Origin of the sequence: Streptomyces sp. NPDC050534, assembly GCF_044457745.1 — a bacterium.
In the GTDB taxonomy this organism is placed as follows: domain Bacteria; phylum Actinomycetota; class Actinomycetes; order Streptomycetales; family Streptomycetaceae; genus Streptomyces.
The window spans coordinates 449,774-462,980 of sequence record NZ_JBITHF010000009.1 but is presented as its reverse complement, the minus strand read 5'-3'; the positions used below and the strand labels follow the sequence as shown (position 1 = coordinate 462,980).

13 protein-coding genes are annotated in these 13,207 nt (G+C 70.0%); 9 read left to right on the top strand and 4 right to left on the bottom strand.

The genetic code is table 11. The features are described from left to right. Positions 1-2 precede the first annotated feature (2 nt). Genes catA through ACIBN2_RS29975 form a run of 6 tightly spaced genes read left to right on the top strand, consistent with a single transcriptional unit; the run spans position 3 to position 4,557 of the window. Positions 3-857 carry a catechol 1,2-dioxygenase gene (catA, locus tag ACIBN2_RS30000; RefSeq protein WP_399138927.1) on the top strand — a complete coding sequence of 285 codons (855 nt, stop codon included), beginning with the start codon at positions 3-5 and terminating at the stop codon, positions 855-857. Between the two features lie 6 nt (positions 858-863). Further along, positions 864-1,148 carry a muconolactone Delta-isomerase gene (gene catC / locus ACIBN2_RS29995; RefSeq protein WP_399138925.1) on the top strand — a complete coding sequence of 95 codons (285 nt, stop codon included), beginning with the start codon at positions 864-866 and terminating at the stop codon, positions 1,146-1,148. Then, complete coding sequence (locus ACIBN2_RS29990) at positions 1,148-1,903, top strand: CoA transferase subunit A (protein WP_399138924.1); 756 nt, start codon at positions 1,148-1,150, stop codon at positions 1,901-1,903. The genes catC and ACIBN2_RS29990 overlap by 1 nt, the downstream gene beginning before the upstream one ends. Beyond that, positions 1,903-2,550: a CoA transferase subunit B gene (locus ACIBN2_RS29985; protein WP_399138923.1), complete on the top strand. Its 648-nt coding sequence runs from the start codon at positions 1,903-1,905 to the stop codon at positions 2,548-2,550. The genes ACIBN2_RS29990 and ACIBN2_RS29985 overlap by 1 nt, the downstream gene beginning before the upstream one ends. Before the next feature lie 8 nt (positions 2,551-2,558). After that, on the top strand, positions 2,559-3,761 hold the full coding sequence (locus tag ACIBN2_RS29980; protein ID WP_399138999.1) for a thiolase family protein: 1,203 nt from the start codon (positions 2,559-2,561) through the stop codon (positions 3,759-3,761). Between the two features lie 13 nt (positions 3,762-3,774). Beyond that, positions 3,775-4,557, top strand: coding sequence for an alpha/beta fold hydrolase (locus ACIBN2_RS29975; RefSeq protein ID WP_399138921.1), 783 nt, complete (start codon positions 3,775-3,777; stop codon positions 4,555-4,557). A gap of 114 nt (positions 4,558-4,671) precedes the next feature. Here ACIBN2_RS29975 and ACIBN2_RS29970 read toward each other — a convergent pair whose 3' ends face one another. After that, a complete protein-coding gene (locus tag ACIBN2_RS29970) occupies positions 4,672-5,055 on the bottom strand; it encodes an ArsR/SmtB family transcription factor (RefSeq protein ID WP_399138919.1) in 384 nt (127 codons plus the stop codon). Positions 5,056-5,179: 124 nt separating this feature from the next. On the opposite strand from ACIBN2_RS29970, the gene arsM reads away from it, so the two are divergent. The 3 genes from arsM to ACIBN2_RS29955 all read left to right on the top strand — a co-directional run bounded on the left by arsM (position 5,180) and on the right by ACIBN2_RS29955 (position 10,265). Continuing rightward, complete coding sequence (gene arsM / locus ACIBN2_RS29965) at positions 5,180-6,097, top strand: arsenite methyltransferase (RefSeq protein ID WP_399138918.1); 918 nt, start codon at positions 5,180-5,182, stop codon at positions 6,095-6,097. Positions 6,098-6,309: 212 nt separating this feature from the next. Further along, entirely contained in the window at positions 6,310-7,527 is a 1,218-nt protein-coding gene (locus tag ACIBN2_RS29960) for a GAF domain-containing protein (RefSeq protein ID WP_399138916.1), read from the top strand. A gap of 347 nt (positions 7,528-7,874) precedes the next feature. Next, entirely contained in the window at positions 7,875-10,265 is a 2,391-nt protein-coding gene (locus ACIBN2_RS29955) for a M4 family metallopeptidase (protein ID WP_399138914.1), read from the top strand. A 57-nt stretch (positions 10,266-10,322) separates the two neighbouring features. Here ACIBN2_RS29955 and ACIBN2_RS29950 read toward each other — a convergent pair whose 3' ends face one another. The 3 genes from ACIBN2_RS29950 to ACIBN2_RS29940 form a co-directional block, all read right to left on the bottom strand. Continuing rightward, the gene (locus ACIBN2_RS29950; protein WP_399138913.1) at positions 10,323-11,519 is read right to left on the bottom strand and encodes a glycoside hydrolase family 64 protein; all 1,197 of its coding nucleotides are present in this window, start codon (positions 11,517-11,519) and stop codon (positions 10,323-10,325) included. Between the two features lie 174 nt (positions 11,520-11,693). Then, entirely contained in the window at positions 11,694-12,458 is a 765-nt protein-coding gene (locus tag ACIBN2_RS29945) for a dienelactone hydrolase family protein (protein ID WP_399138911.1), read from the bottom strand. 124 nt (positions 12,459-12,582) lie between these two features. Beyond that, positions 12,583-13,203, bottom strand: a complete 621-nt coding sequence (locus ACIBN2_RS29940; RefSeq protein WP_399138910.1) for an L-threonylcarbamoyladenylate synthase — start codon at positions 13,201-13,203, stop codon at positions 12,583-12,585. Positions 13,204-13,207 lie beyond the last annotated feature (4 nt).

Here is a 13,207-nt window from a genome sequence, read left to right as displayed (position 1 = left end):
CAATGACGGACATCATCACCGACCAGGCCACCGCGGCCGCCTCCGGAGCCGCCGCCACCGAGCAGTTCCGCGCCAAGCAGCGGGCCGGAGCGGCCGACGTGGAGACCAAGCGCGTGGACACCCTGGTCACCGAACTCCTCACCGCCGCCCACGACATCATCCGCCGGCACAAGGTCACGTACGACGAGTACGACGCCCTGAAGTCGTGGCTCATCCAGGTCGGCGAGGACGGTGAGTGGCCGCTCTTCCTCGACGTGTGGCTGGAGCACGTCGTCGAGGAGGTCGCCAACGAGAACCGCCAGGGCAGCAAGGGCACCATCGAGGGTCCCTACTACATTCCCGAGTCGCCGAGCCTGCCCGCCGAAGGCACCCTCCCCATGCGCCCGCACGAGGAGGGCACCCCGCTCCTCTTCCAGGGCCAGGTGCGCTCGGTCGACGGCACCCCGCTCACCGGCGCCACCGTGGAGATCTGGCACGCCGACAACGACGGCTTCTACTCCCAGTTCGCGCCCAACCTGCCCGAGTGGAACCTGCGCGGCACGGTCACGGCCGACGACACCGGCCACTTCCGGATCCACACCATCGAACCGGCCCCGTACCAGATCCCGACCGACGGCTCCTGCGGCAAGCTCATCGCGGCGGCCGGCTGGCACGCCTGGCGCCCTGCCCACCTGCACCTGAAGGTCTCGGCTCCCGGCCACCAACTCATCACCACCCAGCTCTACTTCAAGGGTGGCAACCACGTCACCGACGACATCGCCTCGGCCGTCAAGCCCGAACTGATCCTCGCCCCCTCGCCGGTGTCCGGCGGCAGCGGCCGCGAGGTCACGTACGACTTCGTCCTCGACAGGGTGTGATCGGCCGTGCTCTTCGCGGTAAGGATGGACGTGGCGATTCCGCGCGACCTCGACCCCGGCGTCCGCGCGGACCTGGTGGCCCGTGAGAGGGCCTACTGCCAGGACCTGCAGAAGTCGGGGGAGTGGGCGCACATCTGGAGGTGCGTCGGGCAGTACGCCAATGTCAGCGTCTTCGACGTCGCCGACAACGAGGCACTGCACCGGATCCTGTGGAACCTCCCTCTCTTCCCATACATGACGCTCGACGTCACGCCCCTGGCTCAGCACCCCTCCGATCTGGCGGCCGTCTGATGGACAAGGTGATGAGTTCGGCCGCTGAGGCGGTGGTGGATGTGCCGGAGGGTGCGTCGCTGGCGGTGGGCGGGTTCGGGTTGAGCGGGGTGCCGAATGTGCTGATCCAGGCCCTGTTCGAGCGGGGTGTGGCGGGTCTGTCGGTGGTGTCGAACAACTGTGGGGCGATGGAGTCGGGGCTGGCGGTGCTGCTGGCGGCCGGGCGGATCGCGCGGGTGACGGGCTCCTACATCGGGGCGAACAAGGAGTTCGCGCGGCAGTATCTGGCCGGGGAGCTGGAGGTGGAGCTGATTCCGCAGGGCACGCTGGCGGAGCGGCTGCGGGCGGGTGGGGCGGGGATTCCGGCCTTCTTCACGCCGGCGGGGGTGGGCACGCTGGTGGCGGAGGGCGGGCTGCCGTGGCGCTATGACGGGGAGGGCGGGGTGGCGTTGGCGTCGCCGCCGAAGGAGGTCCGCGAGTTCGACGGCACCGAGTATGTGCTGGAGCGGGGCATCCGCACGGATTTCGCGCTGGTGCGGGCCGCGCGGGGGGACCGGCACGGGAATCTGGTGTTCAACAAGTCGACGCGGAACTTCAACCCGCTGGCGGCGATGGCCGGGCGGGTGACGATCGCGGAGGTGGAGGAGCTGGTCGAGCCGGGGGAGATCGATCCGGATGCGGTGCATCTGCCGGGGATCTTCGTGCAGCGGGTGGTGGCGTTGACGGCCGAGCAGGCCGGGGACAAGAAGATCGAGCAGCGGACGGTGAGCGGCTGATGGCCTGGACGCGGCAGGAGATGGCGGCTCGGGCGGCGCGGGAGCTGGCGGACGGCCAGTACGTGAATCTGGGTATCGGGCTGCCGACGCTGATCCCCAACTATCTCCCCCAGGGCGTCGAGGTCATCCTGGAGTCGGAGAACGGCATCCTGGGCACCGGCCCGTATCCGGCGGACGATGCGGTGGATCCGGATCTGATCAATGCCGGGAAGGAGACGGTGACGGTGTTGCCGGGGGCGTCCTTCTTCGATTCGGCGTTGTCGTTCTCGATGATCCGCGGCGGGCACATCGATGTGGCGGTGCTGGGGGCGATGCAGGTGTCGGCGGGGGGTGACCTGGCGAACTGGGCGATTCCGGGGAAGCTGGTCACCGGGATCGGCGGGGCGATGGACCTGGTGCACGGGGCGCGCACGGTGATCGTGGTGATGACCCACACCGCGAAGGACGGCTCGCCGAAGATCCTGGAGGAGTGCGCGCTGCCGCTGACCGGGAGGGCGTGCGTGGACCGGGTCATCACCGACCTCGCCGTGCTGGACGTGAGCGAGGACGGGCTGGTGCTGGTGGAGACCGCGCCCGGAGTGAGCGTGGAGGAAGTGATCGCCAAGACGGCGGCCAAGGTGCGGATCGCGGAGGAGATCGGGTCATGAGCAACCGCATGAGGGATGTGTACGTCGTCGATGCGGTGCGGACCCCGTTCGGCCGCTACAACGGCGGCCTCGCCACGGTGCGCCCGGATGATCTGGCCGCGCACGCGATCCGTGAACTCCTGTCCCGTAGCCCGCAGTTGGATCCGTCCCTCATTGAGGACGTGTATGTCGGCAACGCCAACGGGGCGGGGGAGGAGAACCGTAACGTGGCGCGCATGGCCGCGCTGCTGGCGGGGCTGCCCACCAGCGTGCCGGGGGTGACGGTCAACCGGCTGTGCGCGTCGGGTCTGGAGGCGGTCATTCAGGCTGCCCGGGCGATCGCTGCCGGGGATGCCTCGATCGCGGTGGCGGGCGGGGTGGAGTCGATGACCCGGGCCCCCTATGTGCTGCCCAAGAACGAGCGGGCGTTCCCGGCCGGGCATGCGGAGTTGTACTCGACCACGCTGGGCTGGCGGATGGTCAACCCGCAGATGGACCCGCGGTGGACCATCCCGCTCGGCGAGAGCGCGGAGTTGATCGCGGACCGGCACAAGATCAGCCGGGAGCAGCAGGACGAGTTCGCCCTGCACAGTCACCGCAAGGCCGCCGCCGCCCAGGAACGGGGTCTGTTCGAGCCCGAGTTGGCGCCCGTCCCGGTGCCGCAGCGCAGGGGTGAGCCGGTGGTGTTCGCCGCCGATGAGTGTGTGCGCGCGGATGCCTCGCTGCCGGCCATGGCCCGGCTCAAGCCGTCCTTCCGCACGGACGACGGCACGGTGACGGCCGGGAATGCCTCGCCGCTCAACGACGGCGCGGCAGCCCTGCTGCTGGCCGACGAGGACGGTCTGAAGGCCTGTGGCCGGGAGCCGCTGGCCCGGATCGGTGCGAGTGGCGTGAACGCCCTGGACCCCGACTACTTCGGTCTGGCGCCGGTCGAGGCGGTCAACCGGGCGCTGGCCAAGGCCGGCCGGTCCTTCGCCGAGCTGGACGTCCTCGAACTCAACGAGGCGTTCGCCGCGCAGGTGCTGGGCTGTGTGGCGGAGTGGCCGGAGTTCGACCCGGCGATCCTGAACCCGCAGGGCGGGGCGATCGCGCTGGGGCATCCGCTGGGCGCGTCGGGCGCCCGGCTCGCCGGCACCGTCGCCCACCAACTCGCCCGCCGCGGCTCCGGCACCGGCGTCGCCACCTTGTGCATCGGCGTCGGACAGGGCCTCGCCCTCGTCCTCGAACGCTGACGGAGGAGCCGTCATGCCGTCCGGCCAACGCCTGCTCCACCACCGCCTACTGGGCCCGGCCGATGCGCCTCTGCTCGTGCTGGGCCCATCGCTGGGCACGTCGACCAAGGTATGGGAACCGCATGTAGCCGTACTCGCCGCGGAGTTCCGCGTGCTGTGCTTCGACCTTCCGGGGCACGGCGATTCGCCGAGCGCGGTGCTGCCGACCACCGAGCCTGCCCGTACGACCGTGGACGACCTGGCGCAACTGGTCCTCGACCTCGTCGACCACCACGGCACGGACCGCTTCCACTACGCGGGTATCTCGCTCGGCGGTGCCATCGGGGCGCATCTTGCGGTGCACCACCCGAGACGGCTCACCTCCCTCGCGCTCGTCTGCGCGTCGCCGTACTTCGGCACGGCGGAGCCCTGGCTCCAACGCGCCGCTCTCGTAAGGCGGGAGGGGACCGTCGCGTTGCTCACCGCCATGCCGGACCGCTGGTTCGCCGACCCACACACGGCAGCGGAACCTCTCGGAACGGCGCTGCTCAAAGACCTCGCGGCCGCCGACCCGTCCGGCTACGCGGCCTGCTGCGACGCACTGGCCACGTACGACCTACGCCGCGACCTCAGCCGTATCACCGCTCCCACGCTCGTGGTCGGCGGCACCCGGGACACCGCGACGCCATTGGTCCACTCTCGGGAACTCGCGGCCGGGATCCCCGACGCCGTCCTGCGTACCGTCACCGCCGGTCACCTGGCGGTCGAGGACCCTTACGCCCTGCGCACCGCTTTGCTCGCCCACCTGACGACATGACCCGGCGCTCACGCCGCGAAGGTTGAACCATCGCGCCCGAGCGACATCGCCGACGCCCACGGTGGGTCCGAAGAGGCAGGGTGTCCGGAGCGCGGCGGCCGAGGGAGGGGAGGCTCACGCGTGCGTTCCCGCGGTGCGCGGGGTGGTCAGGAACCCGGCGAGCCCATCGAGGGCGCCGGGCAGCACCCAGTAGTAGACCCAGGTCCCGCGCCGCTCGCAGTCGATGAGACCGGCCTGCCGCAGCAGCTTGAGGTGGTGGGAGATGGTCGGCTGGGACACGTCGAAGGCCGGCGTCAGCTCGCAGACGCAGACCTCGCCGCCCTCCCCGCGTGAGGCGATCATCGACAGCAGGCGCAACCGGACCGGGTCGCCCAGCACCTTGAACACCTTGGCCAGGCCGGCCGCCCGGTCCTCGTCCAGCGGTGAGGCGGACAGGCCCGGGCAGCAGGTGGCGTCCTGGCCGATCTGGACGATCACCTCAGGCTCTTGATTCGACATTCTTCTATGTTGACATCAGTCGATTCAAGGCGCAAGGTTGTATCAAAGAACATCGATACAGGCCGTTCCGGGGCCCCTGGCCCCGTTCCGGAGCCCGCTGGGTCCCTTCATCCGGGAGTGCGTCATGAGCGATCAGTCCACCGACCTGCGTGAAGCCGTCCGACTGCGGTACGCGGCGGCCGCCGTGAAGGTCACCGAGGGCGCCACCGCATGCTGCGGGCCCGAGCCGGTCGAGGTCGACGGCAACCTCGGCTCGAACCTGTACACCGCGGACGAGCGCGAGGCGCTGCCCGCGGCGGCCGTCGCCGCCTCGCTCGGCTGCGGCAACCCCACCGCCGTCGCCGAGTTGCGCGAGGGCGAGCGGGTGCTGGACCTCGGCTCGGGCGGTGGGATCGACGTGCTGCTGTCCGCCCGCCGCGTGGGCCCGACGGGCAAGGCGTACGGACTGGACATGACCGACGAGATGCTCGCCCTGGCCCTGGCCAACGCGGCGAAGGCCGGTGCGACGAACGTGGAGTTCCTCAAGGGCGCCATCGAAGCCGTCCCGCTGCCCGCGAACACGATCGACGTCGTCATCTCCAACTGCGTGATCAACCTGTCCACGGACAAGCCGGCCGTGTTCGCCGAGACCTTCCGCGTGCTCAGGCCCGGCGGCCGGATGGGCGTATCCGACGTGGTCGCCGACGACGTCCTCACCGCCGAACAGCGGGCCGAGCGCGGCGACTACGTCGGCTGCATCGCCGGCGCGCTGTCCTTCGCCGAGTACCGCGCCCACCTGGCGGCCGCCGGCTTCACGGACATCGAGATCACGCCGACCCACGCCGTCGCCGACGGGATGCACTCCGCCGTCGTCCGTGCGGTGAAGCCCACCGCTGCCACGGAGCCCACCGCCGGTGCCGACCCGAAGGCCACCGTGACGACCGCGGCGGACGACTCCTGCTGCGGCGTCACCGGGTGCTGCACCCCGGCCGAGCAGGCGACCGATCCGTCCCTGACCACCGGCGAGGCCAAGCGTGCCTCCGGATGCGCCTGCCAGAGCTGACCTCGCGCCGCTCGCAGGCAGCCGGACGGGTGGATCGTTTCTGCTGTATCGCGTCGATCACGCCGGATGCCCGGTTGCTTCCACCACGATTTCGGAGCGAGGGTGTGCGCACGGTCAGGCGGCGGCCACGCCGGTCGACGTGTCCGAAGACGTTTCCGGGACCGGCGCCTCGCACGACGCATGCGTTCGACCGGACCGTGGAGCGTGGCACGATGACGAGCCGTATCCCCCTGACGGTGCAGCCGACCACCGACCAGGTGGCGGTGGTCTGCCTGTCGGGCCCGCTGGGCGCCGACACCTGCGCCGATCTCGCGCTGGAGCTGGAGCAGCACATGGGCCGGGTCGCCCGGCAGGGGCAGCGGCTCGTGCTGGACCTGGCCGGCGTGGAACTGGTCAGCGCGGCGGCCCGCCGCACCATCCAGCGGGCCACGGATCATCTCGTCCACGAGCCGGTACTGGTGGTTGCCGCCAGGCCCTCGGTCCGCGGGGTGCTGGAACAGGCGCACCTCGCCGGCATCCGCCTGCACGAGACCCTCGCCGACGCGCTGGCCTCCCTGCCCCTGCCGCCCGCACCGGAGACCTCGCCGGGAACCCCGCCGCCGGGGCACGCGCCCGACCAGGCCGACAACATGCGGGAAGAGTTGTCCTGCCTGCGGGCCGCGGCCCGGACCAACGGCCTGATCGGCATCGCGCAGGGCATGCTCATGGCCCGCTACGACCTGCCAGGTCCCGCCGCGGCTCTGACCCTGCTCCGGACGGCGTCCCGGCAACTCGACGTGCCCGTGCGCGAGCTCGCCTCCGCCGTTGTCACGGCCCCGCCGCCCGGGACGGCCGAGGAGTGGTTCCCGGGACGCGCCACGCATGTCCCGCCGCCCGCCGGCGCGTTTCTGCGTGCGTACGGCGGTGATGTCCTCGACCGGAGGGAGGTGCTCGCCGCCGCAGTGCACGAGGCGATCGCCCTGTCCGACGCGGACGGGGCCGAGGTGCACTTCACCGACGCGGCACAGGACGACGCGCTCTTCCTCGATCACCACCACGGACTCGGCGCCGCCTACCGGGACCAGGTCACCCTGGTCACCGAGCCGCCCGTGGTGTGCGCCCGGGCGCAGCGGCAGTGCGAGTCCGTCACCGTCCCCGACGTCGCCGCGGACCCCGGCCTGGCGGCCCATCCGGCGGGCCACGCCCTCCTCACCGCAGGAACTCAAGCCGTCCACAGCACCCCGCTCATCACCACCGACGGGCACTGCGCCGGCACCCTGACCCTGCACTGGGGAAAGCCGGGAGTCCGGCTCACGAGCGAACAGCGGCACTCGCTCGACACCCTGACGACCGAGATCGCGGCCTGGCGCTCCTGGTACCTGCGCACCGTGGTCCTCGACGCGCTGGAATATCTGCATCAGCACCACCGGCCGCGTTCGCCGCGTTCGTAGGCGAGCGGAAGCGCACGAGCTGTCCCCTGCTCCCGGGCCGCCCCGGCAGGGAATGTCCAGGTGGGCCGTCAATTCCTCTGCATACAGGCCCACTTGAGGCGCTACGGCCGCACACCGCACAGAGGGATAACCCTAGAGTGCCCTCGGCGCGACCCTAGATTGCTTACACGCTGCTGACATGCCCTGGTCAACGCTGTCATTCTCCCTTCAACTGCCGTACCACCCCCCACGTTCTTCTCTTCACGCAGTGACGGTCCGTCCCGCACAGCCCGTCTCGTCCCGGTCAGTACACCCGTCTGCCCGGTCTGTCATGGCCGCCCCACGCGGCCGCAGCAGTAGGAGAACGAGTGAGACGCATCCCCCGCAAGCGCACCGCGCTCGGAGCCCTGGCCTCCACCGCGGCTCTTCTCGCCGTCGGCATCCAGTCGGTTCCGGCGAGCGCTCAGTCTGCCGCTCCCCACCCCAGCCCCCTGCGTACCGGTGGCCTGGAGACCAAGCTGAGTCCGGCGCAGCACAGCGCGCTGATCAAGAGTGCGCAGGACAAGACCTCGGCGACCGCCCGCACGATAGGTCTCGGTGCCAAGGAGAAGCTGGTCGTCAAGGACGTCGTCAAGGACAACGACGGCACCGTGCACACCCGTTACGAGCGCACCTACGCCGGTCTCCCCGTCCTCGGCGGCGACCTCGTGGTGCACACGCCGCCCGCCTCCCTGGCCAAGGGCACGGTGAGCACGACCTTCAACAGCAAGCGCACCATCAAGGTCGCCTCCACCACCGCGACCTTCAGCGAGTCGGCCGCCCAGGGCAAGGCCCTCAAGACCGCCAAGGCACTCCACGCCGAGCGGCCCACCGCCGACAGCGCCCGCAAGGTGATCTGGGCGGGCACCGGCACCCCGAAGCTCGCCTGGGAGACGGTGGTCGGCGGCCTGCAGGACGACGGCACACCCAGCCGGCTGCACGTCGTCACCGACGCCGTCACCGGCAAGGAACTCGGCCGGTTCCAGGACATCAAGACGGGCACGGGCAACACCCAGTACAGCGGCACCGTCACGCTGAACACCACGCTGTCCGGGTCGACGTACCAGCTCTACGACACCACGCGCGGCGGCCACAAGACATACAGCCTCAACGGCGGCACCTCGGGCACCGGCACCCTGATGACGGACTCCGACGACGTCTGGGGCACCGGCTCGGGCTCCAACACGCAGACCGCGGGCGCGGATGCCGCCTACGGCGCGCAGGAGACCTGGGACTTCTACAAGAACACCTTCGGGCGCAGCGGCATCAAGAACGACGGCGCCGCGGCCTACTCCCGCGTCCACTACAGCAGCGGCTACGTCAACGCCTTCTGGGACGACAGCTGCTTCTGCATGACCTACGGCGACGGCTCCGCGAACACCCACGCGCTGACCTCGCTGGACGTGGCCGGGCACGAGATGAGCCACGGCGTCACCTCGAACACGGCGGGGCTCGACTACACCGGTGAGTCAGGTGGGTTGAACGAGGCGACCTCCGACATCTTCGGCACCGGCGTGGAGTTCTACGCCAACAACAGCAGTGACGTCGGTGACTACCTCATCGGCGAGAAGATCGACATCAACGGCGACGGCTCACCGCTGCGTTACATGGACAAGCCGAGCAAGGACGGCGGCTCCGCGGACAGTTGGTACTCCGGCGTCGGCAACCTCGACGTGCACTACTCCTCGGGCCCGGCGAACCACATGTTCTACCTGCTCTCCGAGGGCAGCGGCACGAAGACCATCAACGGCGTGACCTACAACAGCCCGACCTCCGACGGCGTGGCCGTCACCGGCATCGGGCGGGCCGCGGCCCTGCAGATCTGGTACAAGGCGCTGACGACGTACATGACGTCCAGCACCAACTACGCCGGAGCCCGCACCGCCGCCCTGAACGCCGCCGCCGCGCTGTACGGGACCAACTCCACGCAGTACGCCGGGGTCGGCAACGCCTTCGCCGGCATCAACGTCGGCAGCCACATCACCCCGCCGTCGTCGGGCGTCACGGTCACCAACCCGGGCAGCCAGTCCTCCACCGTCGGCACGGCGGCGAGCCTGCAGATCTCGGCCAGCAGCACCAACAGCGGCTCACTGACGTACGCCGCGAGCGGACTGCCCACCGGCCTGTCGATCAACAGCTCCACCGGCGTCATCTCCGGTACGCCGACGACGGCCGGCACCTACAGCACCACCGTCACGGTGACCGACAGCACCGGCGCCACCGGCACCGCCTCCTTCACCTGGACGGTCAGTTCCTCGGGCGGCGGCACCTGCACCTCGGCCCAGCTGCTCGGCAACCCCGGCTTCGAGTCGGGCAACACCACCTGGACCGCGTCCAGCGGGGTCATCACCAACGACACCGGTGAGGCCGCGCACGGCGGTTCCTACAAGGCCTGGATGGACGGCTACGGCAGCACCCACACCGACACCCTGTCCCAGTCGGTGACCGTACCCACCGGCTGCAAGGCGACGCTCACCTTCTACCTGCACATCGACACGTCGGAGACCGGCAGCACCGCCTACGACAAGCTGACGGTCACCGCCGGATCGAAGACCCTGGCGACGTACTCCAACGTCAACGCCGCCTCCGGGTACGCCCAGAAGTCCTTCGACCTGTCCTCGCTCGCAGGGTCCACCGTCACCGTGAAGTTCAGCGGTGCCGAGGACTCCTCCCTGCAGACCAGCTTCGTCGTCGACGACACGGCACTGACGACCAGCTGACCGCACCCGCGCGCAGAACGGCCTCACCCCGCAGTGCGCGGGGTGAGGCCGTCGGCGTCAGTTGAACGGGTCGAGGGTCAGGTCCGCCTCCTGCGGGTTGCCGTCGTGGACGAGGGACTCGTGGTTGCCGACGTCGTCGAAGGCGAACGCGTAGGCCTTTCCGTCGGCCATCCGGTCGTGGATCGCCCGGGCGTACTCGTTGGTCACCGAGTCCTTGTAGAAGTCCGTGGCGGACGAGTCCGGCTGGTTCGGGTTGGTGAGCAGCGTGGTGCGGTTGAAGCCGGCGCACAGGGTGCGCGAAATCGGGCCGCGTACCTGGTCGTTGGGCGCGTCGAGCTGCTTGTGGCAGCCGAAGACGCTGTCCGCGTCCGGCTTCTGGAAGGTGGTGACCACCTTGCCGGAGCCGTCGGTGAAGTTCATGACGTCACCGGAGACCTTGCCGTAGTACTTGGTGTCCGGCTGGTCGCCGAACGGCGTCACCGTCAGGGTCGACGACGCGTACTTCTGCCAGACGCGGTTGATGTAGTCGTCCATCACGGACGCCGGCAGCGCGCCGGACTCCAGCCCGTGTCCCGGCGCGAGCGCCCGAAGCACCGTCCCGTCCGACCGGGTCTCGATCAGCTTGGACCAGCCGGACTTGCCGCGCAGGTCGTTCAGGACGCCGTTGTAGCCGCCCGACTTGAGGTGCCCGGTGGTGGCCGTGCTCCCGCCCGATCCCTGCACGCCCACCGCGTAGGGCGCGGAGAACATGTCGACCTGCGTGCTGTTGAGCCACAGGCCGGAGTCGTTGAGCGTGTACTCGGACCAGTTGAAGAGGATGTCGTGGTTCGGGTCGCTCGGGTTCTGCACGGCGGGCTGCACCAGACCGCCGGTGGTCAGTTTGAACACGAGCTTCTGCCCGTACGAGAAGTAGATGCGACCGGAGAACTTGGGGATCTGGATCGTCTTCGACTGCCCAGCGCCGGGCCCCGCGATGGAGGCGTCCGGTGCGTCCGTGGGCGGGTTCCCGCCGGCCGGCCACGCGTGGAAGGTGCCGTTCGCGTCCGCCCAGCCCTGCTGCCCCGTCGAGAGCAGTGTGCCGATGGTGTAGACGTAAACCGCGTCGCTGCGGCCGGAGTTGTTGGTCACCTTCAGGGGGATCGTGTCGGGCACCGCCGCCTTGGCGGACGACGGCGACTGGATCGCGATCACCGCGGCGATCAGTGCGGCTGCGGCTGTGGGGGCCAGCAGACGGCGAGTTGACTTGTGGTGCACGCTCCACCTCCGTGTGTGGGGTCACTCGAGGGGAATTGGTCCGTACCTCGTTTTGAGAGCGCTCTCAACCTGGCACCGGGGTGCGTGCATGTCAACAAGTGGGACCTGTGGGAAACGAGGACGCCCGCGGGGTTCAACCCGCGGGCGCCGAAGCCGACTTGTCACGAACCCTGGTCAGGAGGCCGGGAAGGTCCTGCTCAGGAGGTCGAGCAGAGCCGCCCAGTGCCGCTCGTCGGCCTCCTTGTCGTACGCGGCCGTGTCCGCCTGCGTGTACCCGTGGTGCGCGCCGGGGTAGACCTCGCAGCGGTGCCGCACGCCCGCCGCCGTGAGGGTCTCCTCCAGGAGCTGCTGCTGCTCGGGCGGCATGGAGCCGTCCTGGTCGGCGTGTCCGAAGTACAACTCGGCGGTGACGTCCTTCGCCACCAGGTGAGGGCTGTCCGGCGCGTCCGTCGCGAGCCGGCCGCCGTGGAAGCCGGCCGCGGCGGCGACCCGGTCCGGGTAGGTGCCGGCGGTGAACAGGGCCAGCCGCGCACCCATGCAGTAGCCGGCCAGGGCGACCGGCCCGTCGGCGGTGAGCGGTGAGTCCGCCAGCCACTGGAGATACGTGCCGGCGTCCCGCATGGCGAGGTCGGGGGTGAGTGACTGCATCACCGGGGCGACCTGCTCCCAGATCTGCGGCCGCTCCGAGGGGTCGATGAACTCCGGCAGGTCGAAGACGGGCGTGCGGCCGTTCCGGTAGAAGACGTTCGGCACCAGGACCGTGTAACCGGCCCCGGCCAGCCGGTCGGCCATGGACTTCAGGTGCGGACGCAGTCCGAAGGCGTCCTGGTAGAGCAGTACGGCGGGGTGGGGGAGGCCGTCGGCGGGATGTGCGAGATAGGCGTCGGCGACGCCGTCCGCGGTGGTGATGTCAACGGCTGTTCCCTGGACGGAGGTCATGGGGGACCACCTCTCTGCGCACTGCGCGGCGAAGCGACTTCTGCGGGCCCGACGGTCCGGACACGGTCATCGTTGCACGTGCCACACATCGGTACGCCGAGACCCCTGCCCCGACCGGAACCGCTCATTCGAAGCGCGTGACGTCCCCGGCCCCGCGCCGTACGATCTTGGCCTCTCCGTCGGAGAAGTCGATGACCGTCGTCGGCTCGGTGCCGCAGTCCCCGGAGTCCACCACCGCGTCCAGCACGTGGTCGAGGCGATCCTTGATCTCCCAGCCCTGGGTCATCGGCTCCTCCTCGTCGGGCAGGAGCAGCGTGCTGGACAGCAGCGGCTCGCCGAGCTCGGCGAGCAGGGCCTGGGTGACCACGTGGTCGGGGATGCGGACGCCGACCGTCTTCTTCTTGGGGTGCTGCAGCATGCGCGGCACCTCCTTCGTCGCCGGCAGGATGAAGGTGTAACTGCCGGGCGTCGAGGCCTTGATCGCGCGGAACACGTCGTTGTCGACCCGCACGAACTGCCCGAGCTGCGCGAAGTCCTGGCACACGAGGGTGAAGTGGTGCCGGTTGTCGAGCTGGCGGATGGACCGGATGCGATCGATGCCGTCCCGGCTCCCGAGCCGGCAGCCCAGTGCGTAACAGGAGTCCGTGGGGTACGCGATGAGGGCGTCCGCGCGGATGCTCTGCGCGATCTGGGAGATGGCACGAGGCTGGGGGTTGTCGGGGTGAACGTCGAAGTACTTCGCCATCCGC